General features: G+C 71.6%; 15 protein-coding genes and 1 riboswitch. Of the genes, 2 read left to right on the forward strand and 13 right to left on the reverse strand.

Annotated features, from left to right (window positions below; genetic code table 11):
• Window positions 1-5: 5 nt before the first annotated feature.
• The 7 genes from O3X23_RS19900 to O3X23_RS19930 form a co-directional block, all read right to left on the reverse strand.
• On the reverse strand, window positions 6-1,580 hold the full coding sequence (locus O3X23_RS19900) for a DUF2079 domain-containing protein (RefSeq protein WP_269272781.1): 1,575 nt from the start codon (window positions 1,578-1,580) through the stop codon (window positions 6-8).
• Window positions 1,581-1,652: 72 nt separating this feature from the next.
• The gene (locus tag O3X23_RS19905; protein ID WP_269272782.1) at window positions 1,653-2,789 is read right to left on the reverse strand and encodes a M48 family metallopeptidase; all 1,137 of its coding nucleotides are present in this window, start codon (window positions 2,787-2,789) and stop codon (window positions 1,653-1,655) included.
• Entirely contained in the window at window positions 2,786-4,003 is a 1,218-nt protein-coding gene (locus O3X23_RS19910; protein ID WP_269272783.1) for a hypothetical protein, read from the reverse strand. The genes O3X23_RS19905 and O3X23_RS19910 overlap by 4 nt, the downstream gene beginning before the upstream one ends.
• A gap of 36 nt (window positions 4,004-4,039) precedes the next feature.
• A complete protein-coding gene (locus O3X23_RS19915; protein ID WP_269272784.1) occupies window positions 4,040-5,086 on the reverse strand; it encodes a C40 family peptidase in 1,047 nt (348 codons plus the stop codon).
• A 223-nt stretch (window positions 5,087-5,309) separates the two neighbouring features.
• Window positions 5,310-6,335 carry an NlpC/P60 family protein gene (locus O3X23_RS19920; protein WP_269272785.1) on the reverse strand — a complete coding sequence of 342 codons (1,026 nt, stop codon included), beginning with the start codon at window positions 6,333-6,335 and terminating at the stop codon, window positions 5,310-5,312.
• 309 nt (window positions 6,336-6,644) lie between these two features.
• Entirely contained in the window at window positions 6,645-8,021 is a 1,377-nt protein-coding gene (locus tag O3X23_RS19925) for an NYN domain-containing protein (RefSeq protein ID WP_269272786.1), read from the reverse strand.
• Between the two features lie 91 nt (window positions 8,022-8,112).
• A complete protein-coding gene (locus O3X23_RS19930; protein ID WP_269272787.1) occupies window positions 8,113-8,391 on the reverse strand; it encodes a hypothetical protein in 279 nt (92 codons plus the stop codon).
• Between the two features lie 139 nt (window positions 8,392-8,530).
• On the opposite strand from O3X23_RS19930, the gene O3X23_RS19935 reads away from it, so the two are divergent.
• Both O3X23_RS19935 and O3X23_RS19940 read left to right on the forward strand, forming a co-directional pair.
• Complete coding sequence (locus O3X23_RS19935; RefSeq protein ID WP_269272788.1) at window positions 8,531-9,310, forward strand: rhomboid family intramembrane serine protease; 780 nt, start codon at window positions 8,531-8,533, stop codon at window positions 9,308-9,310.
• Window positions 9,307-9,588, forward strand: a complete 282-nt coding sequence (locus O3X23_RS19940) for an Lrp/AsnC family transcriptional regulator (protein ID WP_269272789.1) — start codon at window positions 9,307-9,309, stop codon at window positions 9,586-9,588. The genes O3X23_RS19935 and O3X23_RS19940 overlap by 4 nt, the downstream gene beginning before the upstream one ends.
• 33 nt (window positions 9,589-9,621) lie before the next feature.
• On the opposite strand, the gene O3X23_RS19945 is transcribed toward O3X23_RS19940, so the two are convergent.
• From O3X23_RS19945 to ctaE, 6 genes are all read right to left on the reverse strand, one after another.
• The gene (locus O3X23_RS19945) at window positions 9,622-10,989 is read right to left on the reverse strand and encodes an aminotransferase class V-fold PLP-dependent enzyme (protein WP_269272790.1); all 1,368 of its coding nucleotides are present in this window, start codon (window positions 10,987-10,989) and stop codon (window positions 9,622-9,624) included.
• Window positions 10,990-11,034: 45 nt separating this feature from the next.
• Window positions 11,035-11,150: riboswitch (SAM riboswitch) on the reverse strand.
• A gap of 184 nt (window positions 11,151-11,334) precedes the next feature.
• On the reverse strand, window positions 11,335-12,399 hold the full coding sequence (trpD, locus tag O3X23_RS19950; RefSeq protein WP_269272791.1) for an anthranilate phosphoribosyltransferase: 1,065 nt from the start codon (window positions 12,397-12,399) through the stop codon (window positions 11,335-11,337).
• Between the two features lie 136 nt (window positions 12,400-12,535).
• Complete coding sequence (gene qcrB / locus O3X23_RS19955; protein WP_269272792.1) at window positions 12,536-14,170, reverse strand: cytochrome bc1 complex cytochrome b subunit; 1,635 nt, start codon at window positions 14,168-14,170, stop codon at window positions 12,536-12,538.
• Window positions 14,167-15,219 carry a cytochrome bc1 complex Rieske iron-sulfur subunit gene (qcrA, locus tag O3X23_RS19960; RefSeq protein WP_269272793.1) on the reverse strand — a complete coding sequence of 351 codons (1,053 nt, stop codon included), beginning with the start codon at window positions 15,217-15,219 and terminating at the stop codon, window positions 14,167-14,169. The genes qcrB and qcrA overlap by 4 nt, the downstream gene beginning before the upstream one ends.
• 8 nt (window positions 15,220-15,227) lie before the next feature.
• The gene (gene qcrC / locus O3X23_RS19965) at window positions 15,228-16,040 is read right to left on the reverse strand and encodes a cytochrome bc1 complex diheme cytochrome c subunit (RefSeq protein WP_269272794.1); all 813 of its coding nucleotides are present in this window, start codon (window positions 16,038-16,040) and stop codon (window positions 15,228-15,230) included.
• An 85-nt stretch (window positions 16,041-16,125) separates the two neighbouring features.
• On the reverse strand, window positions 16,126-16,746 hold the full coding sequence (gene ctaE / locus O3X23_RS19970) for an aa3-type cytochrome oxidase subunit III (protein ID WP_138356198.1): 621 nt from the start codon (window positions 16,744-16,746) through the stop codon (window positions 16,126-16,128).
• Between the last annotated feature and the right edge of the window lie 57 nt (window positions 16,747-16,803).

A 16,803-nucleotide genomic window follows, 5' to 3' on the forward strand; every position in this document is an offset into this window, starting at 1 on the left:
CGCGGTCAGGGGCGGACTTCCGGTTCCCTCACCGGCACGCTGTCGTCGCCGGGCACGTGCGCGCCGGGCACCGGGCGGCCGGTGTCGGTCCGGTGCAGCAGGACGGCGCCGTCCTTCGCCCACAGCACGGTGTAGCCGTTGTCGAGCAGCAGCAGGACGCGGTCGCGCTGGTCGTCGGCGGTCGTGAAGGGGAACACCTTCTGCGCCGACTGGATCAGGACGTACTCGGCCTCGCGCGGGGTCGCGTCCGCGATGACGACCCTGGTGCGGCCGGTCAGCCGGGGCGCGGCGTTGTTGTCGGCCTCGACGGTGGCCCCCGTCGGCACCAGCCGCACGCCCTCGGCGAGCGCCCGCTCCACGGGGTGGGGCGTCCAGGCGGCCGGCAGGAACAACTGCCCCAGGCCCCACGCGGCCGAGATCAGCAGCGAGCAGGCCACCGCCCCCAGCGTCCACCGCCCGACCGGCCGCTCGGCGTGCCTGCGGTGCAGCCGGGCCGCCGTCTCCACCGCGGCCACCAGCAGGACCGGCCACAGGAAGGCGTCGTAGTGGTGGGTGGTGGCCCAGTGGCTGGGGTTGTCGGAGAAGAGCCGCTCGGCGAGCAGCGGGACCGCGCACCACATGGTGGCGGATCCGAGCGGCAGCAGGAGCAGCGGTCCCAGCAGCCACAGCAGCAGGGCCACCTTCTCCGGGTGGTCGATACTCACCGCGAACGCCGTGATGGGATCGGTCAGGAACCGCAGCGCCACGGATCCCATGTCCGGGCCGAGGGCGCCGTAGTTCCAGTAGTAGCCGGGCACCCCGCCCATCGCCGGGATCAGCACCCGGATCGCGAGCAGCGCCGCCACCGGCCCCAGTACGAACAGCGTGAGCCCGGTACGCACCGCGGGCCGGTCCCCCGCGCGCCGGCCGCGGCCGGCGAGGACGGCTCCGTACGCCCCCGCGAGCAGCCCCAGGTCCTCCTTGGCGCAGCACAGCAGGGCGGCGCAGAGCAGCACCGCGCCGTAGCGCCGGGCCAGCCCGCGCTCCAGCATCAGCAGGGTCAGCGGGACGGCGAAGGCGACCTCGTGGAAGCCCACTCCCGACGCGCGCAGCAGCGGCCAGCCCAGCCCGTAGGCCAGGCAGCTCAGGTCCGCGGCGCGGCGGGCGGTGGAGGGCGGCGCCTGCGCGAAGCAGTGCCGCGCGATCCGCCGCACGACCGGCACCCCGGCCGCGAAGAGCGCCGCCTGGGCGCCGATCAGCACGCGGGGGTCGTCCCACACCCAGTACAGCGGCGCGAGGAGGACGAGGATCGGGGAGAAGTGGTCACCGAGCAGGGAGAAGCCGGGCGGGAACTCGTGGTGGTAGTTCTTGATGGCCGAGCGCGGCAGGTGGAAGTGCGCGTACTCGCGGACCGCCTGGTCGAATATCCCCAGGTCGAATCCGCCGATCCGGACGGTCGCCCACTGCTGCAGCCCCACGGCCAGCACGGCGGCGAAGCACAGCACGGTCAGGGCGACCGTCCGTATTCGGTCCTGCCGCCGCGCGACCGGCGCGGCCTCCGCGCGCTCGCGCGCGGACTGCGGTTCGACGAGCTGTGCCACCGTTCGACGCCCTCCCTCGTGAACGAGCCTTCACCCTACTGGCCCACACCACCGCGTCGCGGGCCCCCGCTCTCACCGGGCCCGGCGCGCCGCGGCGATCCGCTCGGCCGTCGTCGGATGTGTGCCGAAGAGCAGGTGCGGCAGCCGCGGCGGGCGCGGATCCGCGATGTTCGCCACCGCCAGCCGGCGCTGCATCGCGATGAAGCCCGCCGGGTCGCCGGTCAGCCGCAGCGCGTGGGCGTCCGCCCGGCGCTCCATCCGCCGGCTCAGCGCGCACTCGAACGGGCCCGCCACCGTGGACCCGACCGCGGCCACCGCCGCGAGCAGCATCATCGACCGCGGGTCGGAGAAGCGGGCCACGTCCGCCGCGTCGAGCAGCGGCCGCCAGCTCACCACCGCGGCCAGCACGCACACCCCGGCCGCCGCCCCCACCGCGCCGAGCACCGTGCCCCGCGCTACGTCCCGGTACTTCACGTGACCCAGCTCATGCGCCACGACCTGCTCGACCTCACGCGGCTCGGCGGTCGTCAGGAGCGTGTCGTAGGCGACGATCCGCCGCGTCCGGCCGAAGCCGGAGACATACGCGTTGAGGGCGGTGGTGCGCCGGGAGGCGTCGGCGACGAGGACGTCGCGGACGGCGATCGCGTCGCGCTCGGCCAGGCCGAGGAGCGCGTCGCGCAGGGCGCCCGGTTCCATCGGGGTGAAGCGGTTGAAGAGCGGTTCGAGGACCACCGGCGCCAGCCAGGAGAGGAGCACGGTCACGACGGCCGCGCCGAGCGCCGTCCAGATCCACCACCGGGAGGTGGTCCCGGCGAGCGCGTAGACGGCGAACAGCGCGCCGAGCACGAGCGGTACGGAGACGAGCAGCCCGCGCAGGACGTCCACCGCCCAGCCGCCCCAGCCCTGGGTGACGAGCCCGAACCGGGTCCGCACGATCCGCACCCGGGCGGCGAAGGGCAGCGCGACGAGCTGTCCCAGCAGCACCAGCGCGAGGCCGCCGCCGACGATCCGGGCGGTCCAGGAACCGCCGAAGAGTCCGACCAGGCCGGCGCCGGCCGGGGTCAGCCCGAGGACGAGCAGCAGCAGGAGCGAGGCCAGCCGGCCGGCGAGGGCGGGCGGCCACTGCCCGCGCCGGAGGGCGCGCCCCCGCGCGACCTCCTCGGGGGTGAAGTCCCCGGCGTCCCGCACGGCGTCACCGCTCGTCGTCATGCCAACTCCCGCTGTACGTAGGCGCGCCAGCGCGCGGTGAAGTCGTCGAGGCCGACGCCGAGGACCGCGCGCAGGTGCGTGTCGAGGGAGCCGCCGGTGGCGACCGCCCGGTACAGCGCGGTGAGTCGCGCGTCGCCCCATTCGCCGGCGATCAGTCGGCAGGCGAGCCAGGATCCCTCGTACGCCTGGGCGAGACCGCTGGTCGCCGTGGTGAAGTCGGCGGCGGACGGCAGGCTCCGCGGGACCTTGCCGGCCGCCACGTCGCGGCTCAGTTCGGGCGCGGCCTGCCGGGCGGTGCGGCCGGTGCCGCTGTAGCCGACCCGGTCGGCGAAGCCCTCGGAGAGCCACAGCGGGGTGGTCGCGGTGGTGGCGGCGCGGGTCGCGACATGGGTCGTCTCGTGCGTGATCACGACCTGGCGGCCGAACGCGGAAAGCTCCCCGAACGCCTCGGGGTTGACGATCACGCGGTCGGCCGGCGCCCCGGCGGTGCCGCCGAGTTCGCCGGTGGTGACGGCGGCGATGCCGCGGTAGGTGTCGGGGGCCGCGTGCAGCAGCGCGGCCATCCGCGCCGCCGAGGACGGCACCTCGACGACGACGCGCCCGCTCCAGCCGTCCCCCCAGGCCCGGCGCACCACGGGGACCGCGCGGTCGGCGGCGTCGGCGTAGCCCCGCAGCACCTCGGGGCCGTCCGTCCCGAGCACGAGGCTGTGCGCCCCGCGCACCACCCGCACCGGGCCCTGGTCCCACAACTGCTGGGCGTCGTGCCGGTCCCCCGCGACGTACCAGCGGCCGTCGCGCCGGGCGAGCGTCAGATCGGCGTCGGACGTGACGGCCGTGGTGTCGTACCCGGTCAGCCGGTAGCCCACCCGGACCTGCGCCAGAGCCCGGTCGGCGCCACCGTCACCGGCGGCGGCGACCCGCACCACGCGGTACGTCCACGCGTCGAGCGGCACCTGCGCCAGGTTCCGGAACACCTGCCGCTGCCGTTCCCGGAAGCCCGGGTCCACGTCCGCGAGGAACGCCGTCTCGTCGTGGCGCAGCAGCGCCGCCGCGTGCCGGTCGAGCACCGTTCGGACCACGGTCGCGGCGGGAACGGCCCCGGCGTCGGGCGCCCCCGGGCCCGTCCGCCCGCAGCCCGTGAGCAGCGCCGGCACGGCGAGCGCCGCCGCGCACCACAGCGCGGCGGTACGGGGTCGCGTGCGAGCCGGGGCCATACGCCCGATCGTACGGGCGCCGCCCCGGCGGCCGGCTCAGGGCCTGGTGACCGCGGAGATCGGCATCATGTTGACCGGGTCGGACCGTACCCGGGCGCCCGGGTACGGCGCGTGCACCACCCGGCCGCCGCCGACGTACATCCCCACATGGCTCGCGTTGTCCCGGTAGATCACCAGGTCCCCGGGGCGGGCCTGGTCGAGCGGAACCTGCCGGCCGGCGTGCTTCTGCTCCTGCGAGGTCCGCGGCAGGGACACTCCGGCCTTGCGGTAGGAGTACTGCATGAGGCCGGAGCAGTCGAAGGACGACGGGCCCGTGCTGCCCCACACATAGGGCGAGCCGATCGCCGCCCTTGCGGCGGCCACGGCCGCCGCTGCGCGGGACGAGGACGCCGGCAGATCCGGGATGTCGGGCGCGAAGCGGCCGGAGCGCGAGGCCCGGTCGTCCAGACCGCGGACGAATCCGGCCCGCTGCCCGGCCGGCAGCCCGTTGAGGAGCCGCTGCGCCGCGCCGAGCTTGCCCTGCACGCTGCGCTTGCGGTCCTTCATCGTGGTCCTGGCGTGTTCCAGGTCGGCGAGCCTGGCCGCCGCCATCGACCGCTTCTGCTCCAGCGAGCGCTGCGCTTCCTGCAGTTCCGCGAGGCTGGTGGCCTGGTGGGTGCTGATCCGGTCGAGCGCCTCGGCGCGGTCGAGGTAGCTGTTGGGGTCGGAGGAGAGCATGAGGGCCATCGTCGGGTCGATGCCGCCGCTGCGGTACTGGGCTCCGGCGATCGCGCCGAGGTCGTCCCGCATCCGGTTGACGCGCTCCTGGCCCCTGGCGGCCTGGTCCTGGAGGGAACCCACCTCGCGCCGCAGCCGGGTGGCGTTCTCCTGCGCGGCGTTGTACTCCTCCGTGGCCTGCTCGGCCTGCTGGTAGAGCTGTCCCACCCGGGAGGACGCGTCGGTCCCGGGCCCCGCCGGGTCGGCGGCCGCCACCTGGGCCGCCGCGCCTCCGGACAGCGCCGCCGCGGCGGCCGCCGCGGAGAGCACGGTGACGCGGGAGGTGCGGGTGGAGCCGGGCTGCGGGAAACGCCGATGTGTCGCCACGGCTGAGACAGTAACCAGACGGTCACACCGAGTTCAAAAACCCCCGGGGGCGCGCTGACCGGGCGTCCGGACCGATGCCCAGGTCACTGCCGCTCGGCCGTCAGCGGTCACCCTCCGATATCACTCGAATGAACCACGGCGCCGGGCACGCCGACGCACCCGGAACGCCGAAACGGACCCGATCCCCGCGACCGGCGGGATCGGATCCGTTCATCGGATCGGGTCAGATCCGGACGCCGAACTGGAACGGCATGTTGCCGATCGCTTCGTAGCGCACGTACGCACCCGGCTTGGGAGCGTGCAGCACCATGCCGTTGCCGGCGTAGAAGCCGACGTGGTGGCGGTCGCCGAAGAAGATGACCAGGTCGCCCGGGGCCAGCTGGCTCATCGTCAGGTGGGTGCCCGCGTTGGCCTGGTCCTGGGACATCCGGGGCAGGCTGACGTCGGCCTGCGCGTAGGACCACATGGTGAGGCCGGAGCAGTCGAAGCTGCTGGGGCCGGTCGCGGACCAGCTGTACGGCATGCCGATCCTGGTCTTCGCGGCGGCGAGCGCGGCGGCGGCCCGCTGGGAGGGCGCGGGAATGTCGCCCAGGTTCGGCCGCTCGTTGCTGCGGTTCGCGCGGGATTCCTGGCTCGCTATCGCGGCACGCTGCTGCGCGGTCAGCGAGTTGAGCAGCTTCTGGGCCTGGGCGAGCTTGACCTGGGCCGCGTCCTTCTGCTTGCCGAGCTCGGTGCGGGCGCTCTCCAGCGTCGCCATCTTCGTGGTGGCCTCGGCGCGCTGCTGGTCCAGGGTGCGCTTGACCTCCTGGATCTGCTTGAGCGACTCGGCCTGCTGGGAGCTCAACTGGTCCATCGTGGACGCCTTGGACAGGTACGTGTCCGGGTCCGTCGACAGCAGGAGCTGCAGCGTCGGGTCGATGCCACCGTTGCGGTACTGGGCGCTCGCCATCGCGCCGAGGCCGTCGCGGAGGGTGTTGAGCGTGCCCTGCTCGCGCGCCACGCGGTCCTGGAGCTCGCCGACCTCCTTCTGCAGCTTGCCCTGCGCCTCCTTGGCACCGTTGTACTTCTCGCCGGCCTGCTCGGCCTCGTCGTACAACTTGTCGACCTGGGACTTGACGTCCTTGATGTCGGGCTTGGCGGGGGCGGCGTGCGCGGCCTGGGAACTGAGGGCGACGGCTGCGGCAGCGGTGGCGGTGAAGAAAGTCACCCGCGTGCGGCTTGTCGGCTTGGGACGACGGTGGGACGCCACGAAGGCGAGCTCCTTCTTCCTTCAGCCGCCTACCCGGTTGGTCGGCGGTCCCCCTGCGCCAGATCGTTCTGCCGCCGGCCCCGCAGGTGTTCGCGGGGGACGGCTTGATCAACGGTGCGGAGGTTCGAGCCCTGACCTTAGTGACCTTCCTGTGATCGGTTCAAATCCTTGTAGGTAAAACTTCGGTCGTTCCACGTTTTCTTTACGAAGATCGAACGTGCAGTAGCGGTCATCTGACGCTGAGTTGACCGCAGCCCCCCGGCAGGCGCCCAAGGACGCCCGCAGCCGGAGCCGCGGCCCGGCCGGAGCTCAGCCGCGCGCGAGCCGCTTGAGGAGCAGCGTCGAAGCGACGGGCCGCGCACCGGCCTTGGCGACACCGTCGGCCACCTCACGGTCCGCGGAGACCACCACGACGACCCGCCCCGGCGGTTCCGCCCGCACCAGGCGACGGATCAACTCGTCGGCGGTCTCCCCCGCCCTGCTGAACATCACCCGCACCCCGCGCGGCGGCGCCAGCAGCACCGGCGCGTCCAGGTCGGCACCGTCGAAGACACAGGTGACCTCGGCGCCGCTCTGCGCCGCCAGCACCGCGAGACCGCCGAGCAGCCGCAGCCGCTGCTTCTCCAACGGCAGGGACGGATAACCGGTCTTGGTGACGTTGTAGCCGTCGATCACCAGGTGCGCCTGCGGAAGGGCCAGCAACTGGTCGAGCAGGGCCGGGTCGTTCTCGGACAGGGCGCGCTGCGCGATGTCCTTGGGACTGATCGTGCCGGGCGCGACCGCCTCCACGGTGTCGGCCGGCCGGACGCCCATGGTGTCGCGCGGTGGCAGCGCCAGCTCGCGGCGCAGCCCGGTGGCCGCGTCCAGCACGGTGTCCAGCAGCAGCCGCAGCCGCACGCCCTCGGCGCTGCGGCCCTCGCGCACCGACCGGCGGCCCGCCTCGACGGCGGCCTCGGCCTCGGTGACCCGGGTCCTGAGCCGGCGCGCCTCGTTCTCGGCGGCGGCCTTGTCCGCAGCCGCCGCGGCCCGGACCTCCTCCAGCTCGGTCTCCACCCTGCGCAGCGCCGCCTCGGCACGCTTCATGTCGCTGACCGCGCTGCGCAGCCTGCGCTGCGTCGTGTCGATCTCCTTGCGGGCCGCCTCCAGCTCGACGCGGCCTCGGGCGGCCTCGTCCCGGGCCTGGAGCTGGAACTCGGCCAGCTCGTCCCTGAGCTGCTGCAGCTCCCGGGTGGTCTCACCGTCGGCCCGTTCGGCCAGGGCGCGCTGCGCCTCCTCGCCGGCGGTCGCGACGATCTTGGCCCAGCCGGCCGGGCGCAGCAGGTAGGCGGCCGCGGCCACGTCCAGCGGGTCGGCGGCGGGCGGCGGGGTGCCCGCCTCCAGCGCCTCGGCCAGCTCCGGCTGGGACTCGCGCAGCCGGGCGGCGATCTTCTGCCGGAAGGCGGGATCGGTCTCCAGCGCCGTCGCCAGCGCGGTCGCCGCGAACTTGGCGCGCCGTGACGGGGTGAACCGGGCATAGGGCCGCAAGGGGGACGGCAGTTCGGCGAGGGTGAGGCCGCCGAAGGCATCAGCGGCTATCGTCACGACCCGGTGCCGCACACCTTCGGGCAGCGGTCGGTCCAGGGCCGGCTCGGCCGCCTCGTCGGCGCCGCTGCTCTCGGCCTGCGGGTGCCCGCCGGTCCCATCCACCAGTCGCTCCTGTCCAGTGCTGTCGGCGCCTCCCCGGCCCCCTTCGATCCCTCTGGCCGCCGCCGTGCAAGTCCATTGTCGCCTTACAGGGTCAACCCTGCGTCGAATCAGCTTCCGCTTCGGCGCCGGCTTCCGCCCCGGGATGCGGCCGGTCGACCAACTCGACCTGATCGGCCGCGTTGCACCAGCGGCAGCGCACCGATTCCACGGTCTCGCTGAGCACCTCGGTCTCCTCGACCTTCGCCTCACCGGCGAGGTCGAGGTGGACGTACTCGACGACCTTCGTCGAACGCGTGACATCGAACCGGGTCAGGTTGCCGCACAGCGTGCAGCGCCACCGGGTCGTCGCGGTCGGCAGGGGAACCGGCATCGGGCGGACACCTCTTTCAGGACTTTCGGGTCGGCACGTCGCGTACGCGCGCGTTCCGGTTACCCTACGGCCTCCACGGCAGGCGGCGCTGCGGCGAGGCGCCCCCGGACCGATACGCCCGTTCCGTCATGATCGGTGCATGGTCATCCCGGTCTACGACGAGAACCCGGTCCGCCGCACTCCCGTGGTGACGTACGCCCTGATCGCCCTGTGCACGGTGGTGTTCCTGCTCGGTCCGATCTCGGGGTTCAACCCCTCCTACGGCACGGGTGACCAGCTCCAGTGCGCCCAGGCGGTCTATTTCGACCGCTGGGGAGTCATCCCCGGCGAGCTCTTCCACGGCCGGCTGGCGCTGGACCGGCTGGGGCTCCCGGCCGGCTGCGCGACCCCGCGGCCGTTCGCCAAGAGGACGGTTCTCTCGGTGCTGACGGCGATGTTCGTCCATGGAAGTTGGCTGCATCTGATCGGCAACATGCTGTTTCTGTACGTCTTCGGCGACAACGTGGAAAGCCGCATGGGCCGTTTCCGTTATCTGCTCTTCTTCGTGGCGGCCGGATACCTCGCCACCTACGGCTTCGCGCTCGCCAACACCGACTCCACCCAGAGCCTGGTCGGCGCCTCCGGCGCCATCTCCGGGGCGCTCGGCGCGTACCTCTACCTCTATCCCAAGGCGCGGGTGACGAGCCTCTTCCCGTTCCTCTTCTTCCTGCCGCTGCGCTTCCCGGCCTGGGCGGTCCTCGGCTTCTGGTTCGCGCTGCAGTGGCTGGCGGCCCGGACCAGCCAGTCGGGACCCGGGGTCGCCTATCTGGCCCACGTGGTGGGCTTCGTCCTCGGCTTCCTGGCCGCCTCGGTCTGCTTCGGCCGAAGCCCTAAGCTGGAGACCGCACCCCGGGCGACCCAAGGAGACCTACAGCCGTGATCACCGCGATCGTGCTCATCAAGACCAGCGTCGACCGGATTCCGGAGATCGCCGAGGCGATCGCCGCCCTGGAGAGCGTCAGCGAGGTCTACTCGGTCACCGGAACGTACGACCTGGTCGCCATGGTCCGGGTCGCCCGGCACGACGACCTCGCGGACGTCATCCCGGGCCGCATCAGCAAGATCCCCGGCGTGGAGGCCACCGACACCCACGTCGCGTTCCGCACGTACTCCCAGCACGACCTGGAGGCGGCCTTCGCGATCGGCCTCGAAGGCTGACGCGGCCGGCCCCCAGGGGCCGCCGCACCGGTCTCAGTCGCGGGCGGGCACGCAGCGGCCGTCCTCGGTGCGGTAGTTCCACCGGGCGCCGTCCTTGACGAGTTCCGCGACGGCGCCGAGGAAGCGGTCCACGTGCTCGTCCGGCGTGCCCGCCCCGAAGCTCACCCGGATCGCGTTGAGCGACTTCTCCCCCGGCTCGGTCTCCGGCGATCCGCACTCGCCCGGCTCGGTGGGCTCGCTGCCCAGCAGGGTGCGGACCAGCGGGTGGGCGCAGAAGAGGCCGTCGCGCACCCCGATGCCGTACTCGGCGGACAGCGCGGCGGCGAAGTGCGAGCTGTTCCAGCCGTCCACGACGAACGAGATGACGCCGACCCGGGGGGCGTCGTCGCCGAACAGCGACAACACCCTGACCTGCGGCACCTCGGCCAGGCCGGCGCGGACCCGGGAGACCAGGCCCTGCTCCCGCTCGACGAGCGAGTCGAAGCCCGCCTCGGTCAGCGCCCGGCAGGCCGAGGCGATGGAGTACACGCCGATGACGTTCGGCGAGCCGGCCTCGTGGCGGGCCGCGGTGGAGTGCCACTCGACGTCGACGCCGCCGTCGGTGCGCCGGGCGACCTTGCGGCTCGCGCCGCCGCCCGCCAGGTACGGCTCGGCCTCCTGCAGCCAGTCCGCCCGGCCGGCCAGCACGCCGGAGCCGAACGGGGCGTAGAGCTTGTGGCCGGAGAAGGCCACCCAGTCCACGTCCAGCTCCGCGATGTCCACCGGGTGGTGCGGGGCGAGCTGCGCGGCGTCCAGCACGATGCGGGCGCCGTGCGCGTGGGCGGCGTCGGCCAGCTCGCGGACCGGCCACAGCTCACCGGTGACGTTCGAGGCGCCGGTCACGCACACCAGCGCGGGGGCGCCGCTCGGGGAGGGGTCGCGCTGGGCGAGCGCCGCGTCCAGCGAGGCAACGGCCTGCTCGGGGGTGCGGGGGGCGCTCAGGTACGTGACCCGGGCGTCCCGCCACGGCAGCAGCGAGGCGTGGTGCTCGGTCTCGAAGACGAAGACCTGGGTGCCGGCCGGGAGCACGGAGGCCAGCAGGTTCAGCGAGTCGGTCGTGGAGCGGGTGAAGATCACCTGGTCGTCCTCCCGGCAGCCCAGGAAGTCGGCCACGGTCGCGCGGCTCTGCTCGAACAGGTCGGTGGAGAGCTGCGACAGGTACCCGGCGCCGCGGTGCACGCTGCCGTAGTAGGGCGCGTACGCGGCCACGTCGTCCCAGACCCGCTGGAGCGCGGGCGCGCTGGCCGCGTAGTCCAGAGCGGCGTAGGTGACCTCGCCGCCGGTCACCAGCGGGACCCGGACATCACGGCCGAGCACGTCGAGGGGAGCGGTGGTGGCCAGGGAAACGGGGTGCACGGACATGACGAAGCTCCTCGGGGTCCAGGACCCCGGAAGCAGTCGCAAAGGGGCCCGCGCTTGCCGTGGACACCTCGTCCACGGCCCGGTCATCACCTGGGGCACCCCGCCACGGACGGAGGGTTGCCGGACAGCAAGCCAGGGCTCAAACGCTGTCACTCGTGACCTGCCAAGGAGTATGCCAGCTGTCCGGCGGACGGCAAACAGGATTCCGCGATGCGGACGCCGGACGGGCATGCCCGCGCGCACCCCGGTACGGGTCACGGACGGCGGCCCGCCGAGCACCGCGCCCGCGGGCCGCCGGAGGCAAGGCTCCGGCGGCCCGGCGGGAGAGGATCCGCCGGAAGGGCGTTACGCGTTGCTCGCCGCGACCCAGCGGTCCAGGGCCGTCCTGGCCGCGCCCGAGTCGATGGCCTCGGCGGCGCGGTTGATGCCCTCGGCGATCTGGGCCTCCAGGGTGGCGGAGCCGGGGTGGAGGGCGACCAGGGCGGCGGCGGCGTTCAGGAGGACCGCGTCGCGGACCGGGCCGCGCTCGCCGGCCAGCAACCGGCGGGCGACCTCGGCGTTGTAGGCGGCGTCGGCGCCGCGCAGCGCCTCGACGGGGACCATCGGGATCCCGACGTCACGGGGGTCGAAGGCGACCTGGTCGACCTTGCCGTCCCGCACCACCCACACCTGCGAGGTCGCGGTGGTGGTCAGCTCGTCCAGTCCGTCGTCGCCGCGGAAGACGAGCGCGGAGGAGCCGCGCTCGGCCAGCACCCCGGCGATGATGCCCGCCGCCCGGGTGTCGGCGACGCCCGTCGCCTGGGAGGTGACCCGTGCCGGGTTGGTGAGCGGCCCGAGGAGGTTGAAGGTGGTCGCGATGCCCAGCTCGCGGCGGGCCGCCGCCACGTGCCGCAGCGCCGGATGGAACTTCACCGCGAAGCAGAAGGTGATGCCGGCTTCCTCCGCGACCTCGACCACCCGCTTCGGCGTCAGGTCCAGATTGACCCCGAGCTTCTCCAGCACGTCCGAGGACCCGCTCTGCGAGGACGCGGCGCGGTTGCCGTGCTTGACGACCTTCGCGCCGGTGCCCGCCACGACGATCGCCGACATGGTGGAGATGTTGACCGTCTTGGCCAGGTCTCCGCCGGTGCCCACGATGTCGACGGTCCGCCCCGGCACCTCGATCAGGTTGGCGTGCGCGTACATCGTCCTGACCAGGCCCGACACTTCTTCGATGGTCTCGCCCTTGGCGCGCAGCGCCACGGCGAAACCGGCGATCTGAGCGTTGGTGGCCTCACCGCTCATGATCCGGTCCATCGCCCACGCGGTGTCGTCGGCCGTCAGGTCATGGCCGCGCAGCAGCGGGTTGAGTACGCCGGGCCAGGAGTTGTCGGCCGAGCTGTCGCCGCCTGCCGGGGTCACAACGCTCATGGTCCACACTCCTGGTGGTCGGGTCGATACTGCGTGCCCAGCCTATCGGGGGCCGGGCACGTCGAAGGGCCCCGTCCATGTCATGGACGGGACCCTTCGACGATGCCGTCAGCCGGCGCGGGGAATCAGCGGGAGATCAGTGGTGGCCGTGGCCACTGGTGATCTCCGCGTGCTCCTCCGCGGTCGGCTTGGGGATCTGGCTGGCCTCGCCGTAGAAGCCCTGCGACAGCTTGGTGCGCAGCTTCGTGACCGGGCCGATCTTGCGTTCCACGCCGTTCTCGTCGACCTCGGGGCCGGATTCGAGCGGCTTCGGCTGCTCGTGCGCGGTGAGCGTGTGCAGCGCCTCCGGGGAGAGCTGCTCGTGCACCTCGATGAACTCACCGTGCGGCAGCCGCTTGATGAGCCCGGTCTCGCGACCGTGCAGCACCTTGTCGCGGTCCCGGCGCTGCAGGCCGAGGCAGATCCGCTTGGTGGCGAGGAAGACGATCACCGGGAGGACGAAGAACCCGATGCGCACGACCCAGGTGATCTGGTTGAGCGACAGGTGGAAGTGCGTCGCCCAGAGGTCGTTGCCGCCACCGACCAGCAGGATGCCGTACCAGCTCAGCCACGCGACGCCGAAGCCGGTGCGGACCGGGTGGTTGCGCGGCCGGTCCAGCAGGTGGTGCTCCCGCTTGTCCCCGGTGACCCAGGACTCGACGAACGGGTAGACCGCGATGGCGACCAGCACCAGCGGGAAGATCATCAGCGGGATGAACACACCCAGGCTCAGGGTGTGGCCCCAGGCGTTGATCTCCCAGCCCGGCATGACACGGATCAGGCCCTCGGAGAAGCCCATGTACCAGTCGGGCTGGGCGCCGGTGGACACCTGGTCCGGCCGGTAGGGGCCCATCGCCCAGATCGGGTTGATCGACGCGATCGACGCGACCATGGCGATGACGCCGAAGACGAGGAAGAAGAAGCCGCCCGCCTTCGCCATGTACACCGGCAGCAGCGGCATGCCGACGACGTTCTTCTCCGTCTTGCCCGCACCCGGGAACTGGGTGTGCTTGTGGTAGAAGACCAGGATCAGGTGGGCCACCAGCAGGCCGGCCATGATGCCCGGCAGCAGCAGGATGTGCACCGAGTAGAAGCGCGGCACGAAGTCCGTGCCGGGGAACTCCCCGCCGAACATGAAGAACGACAGGTACGTGCCCACGACCGGCATGGAGAGCACGGCGCCGTCCATGAACCGGACGCCGGTGCCCGACAGCAGGTCGTCCGGCAGCGAGTAGCCGGTGAACCCGGTGAACATGCCGAGGACCAGCAGCAGGAAGCCGAAGACCCAGTTGACCTCGCGGGGCTTGCGGAACGCGCCCGTGAAGAACACGCGCATCATGTGCACGAGCATCGCGGCCACGAAGATCAGCGCGGCCCAGTGGTGGATCTGGCGGACCAGCAGACCGCCGCGCACCTCGAAGCTGATGTGCATCGTCGAGGCGAACGCGTCCGACATGCGCTGGCCCTGCAGCGGAGCGTAGGGGCCCTCGTAGACGACCTCGCTCATGCTGGGGTGGAAGAACAGCGTCAGGTACACACCCGTGAGGATGAGGATGATGAAGCTGTAGAGGCAGATCTCACCGAGCATGAAGGACCAGTGGTCCGGGAAGATCTTGCGCATGTTGGCCTTGGCCAGGCCGTAGATGCCGAGACGGCCATCGGCCCAGTCGGCGACCCGCTCGCCTGCCGGGGCTTTGCCCCGGCGCTGCGGGTTTTCAGCAGTGGTACTCATCCGCGCTCCCAGAAGCTCGGGCCGACGGGCTCGTCGAAGTCGCCGAGGGCGATGAGGTTGCCCTCCTCGTTCACGCTGATCCGCAGCTGCGGAAGGGCGTGGCCGGCAGGGCCGAAGATGACCCGGGCGCCGTCGGACAGGTCGAACGTCGACTGGTGGCACGGGCACAGGACGTGGTGCGTCTGCTGCTCGTACAGGCTGATCGGGCAGCCGACGTGCGTACAGATCTTGGAGAACGCGACGATGCCCTGGTGGCCCCAGTCACGCTCCTGCTTGTCCTTGATGTCGTCCGGCTCGATCCGGACGATCATCAGGGCGGCCTTGGCGATCTCCTTCTGGAAACGCTCCTGGTCCTCCTCCAGCCCCTCGGGCATGGCGAAGGTGAGCGATCCGACGGGGATGTCCTCGGGCCGGAGCGGCTTGTTGGTGTTCTGGTTGATCAGCACCTTGCCCTTGGACCACAGGGTGTGCCGGAGCTTGGTGCCCGGCAGCGGCCCGAGGTCGCGCAGGAGCATGACGCCGGAGAGCGGCACCAGGGCCAGCGCGCCGAACATCGTGTTGCGGATCATCTTCCGGCGGCCGAAGCCGCTCTCCTTCGCACCCTGCGCGAAGTCGGCCAGCACCTGGGCCTTGACCTCGGGCTCGGCCGCGATCGGGTGACGCTCGGCGGCGTGCTCCTCGTCGGACATCAGCGTGCGGGCCCAGTGGACCGCGCCGGCGCCGATGCAGAAGAGGGCAAGACCCAGAGTCAGACCGAGCGAGAAGTTCAGCGCACTGACGTGGCCGAACGGGAAGACGTAGATGATCTTGTCGACGGGGAAGACCACGAAGCTGGCGATGAAGCCGATCGTGGACAGCATCGACAGGAGGAAGAGAAACGCGATGGCGCGTTCGGAGCTCTTCGCGGCACGCTCGTCGATGTCCTGACGGCGGTGCTCGTGGGGCGGGAGGCCGGGGTCGGCGAACGCGCTTGTTCCGCGGACGGCCAACTCATCGCCCCCGTGAGCGTGTGACAGCTCACTCGGCGGGTTCTCTTCTGTCTCTGACATGTCCTGACTCATGACTTCTTGGCCTTCGTGGTCCGGGCCGCAACCCAGATGGCGACAGCGATCATGGCTCCGAGGCCGAAGATCCAGGCGAACAGACCCTCCGACACCGGGCCGATGCCACCGAGCTCAAGGCCACCGGGGCTGGGGGTCTGCTGGCCGTTCACCGCGTCGAGGTACGCGATGATGTCTGCCTTCGCGTCCTCCGGCATCGTGGTGTCGGGGAAGGACGGCATGTTCTGCGGGCCGGTCTGCATGGCCTCGTAGATGTGCTTGGGGTCCACGTCCTCAAGGCTGGGCGCGTACTTGCCGTTGGTCAACGCACCGCCCTTGCCCGTGAAGTTGTGGCACTGCGCGCAGTTCGTACGGAACAGCTCCCCGCCCCTGCCGGCGTCCGCGCCGTCCGGGCTGTACTGGCTCTTCTCGGGGACCGAGGGCCCCGGGCCCAGCGAAGCGATGTACGCGGCGAGCGCGTTGATCTGCTCCTGCGTGTAGATGTTCTTCTTCTTCGGGATCTGCGATCCCGGCTGCTGGGCCGGCATACGGCCGGTGCCCACCTGGAAGTCGACGGCTGCGGCGCCGACACCCACCAGGCTCGGGCCGTCGTTCTTACTTCCCTGGCCGGACATGCCGTGGCAGCTGGAGCAACCGACGGCGAACAGCTTCTTGCCCTCTTCGATCTTGAGGGACTGGGCTGTGTCGTCGGCCTGCGCCTTCTGCGCCGGCGCGAACCCGGCGTACAGCCCACCGGTGGCCGCGAGCGCGAGAAGTAGGACGACAAGCGCCGCCAGCGGGTGGCGCCGTCGTGCGGAGAGCTTTTTCACGGATTACCCCGGTCAGGATCTCTTGTGTCGATGCTTCTGGCTGTGTCTGTCTGAACGTCGTTCCGGCTCGGCGCCGGCCCGCCGGTTACTTGATCAGGTAGATCGTGGCGAAGAGGCCGATCCAGACGACATCGACGAAGTGCCAGTAGTAGGACACGACGATGGCCGCCGTGGCCTGCTCGTGGGTGAACCTCTTGGCCGCGTACGTTCTGCCGAGAACCAGCAGGAACGCGATCAGACCACCTGTCACGTGCATCCCGTGGAAGCCGGTCGTGAGGTAGAACACCGATCCGTACGGGTCGGACGACAGCGAGAGGCCGTCGTTCTTGACCAGTTCGGTGTACTCGAAGATCTGGCCACCGATGAAGATCGCGCCCATCACGAACGTGAGCATGAACCACGCGCGGAGCTTCTTCACGTCGCCGCGCTCGGCGGCGAACACGCCGAGCTGGCACGTGAGGGAGGAGAGCACGAGGATCGTCGTGTTCGTCGCCGAGAACGGAACGTTCAACGCCGACGCGTGTTCCTTCCAGAACTCGGCACCCGTCACCGAGCGGAGGGTGAAGTACATCGCGAAGAGGGCCGCGAAGAACATCAGCTCGGAACTCAGCCAGATGATGGTTCCGACGCTGGTGAGGTTCGGCCGGTTGACCGACGGGTGCGCGTGCCCGGTATCTACTGCTGTTGCTGTCGCCACGTCCGACATTATGTCGGTCCCTTATCTCGCGCTCACTCCGGGGGGTGCCATTCGGTGTGTCCGGGC

It is taken from the genome of Streptomyces sp. H39-S7 (assembly GCF_027158205.1).
GTDB lineage: Bacteria > Actinomycetota > Actinomycetes > Streptomycetales > Streptomycetaceae > Actinacidiphila.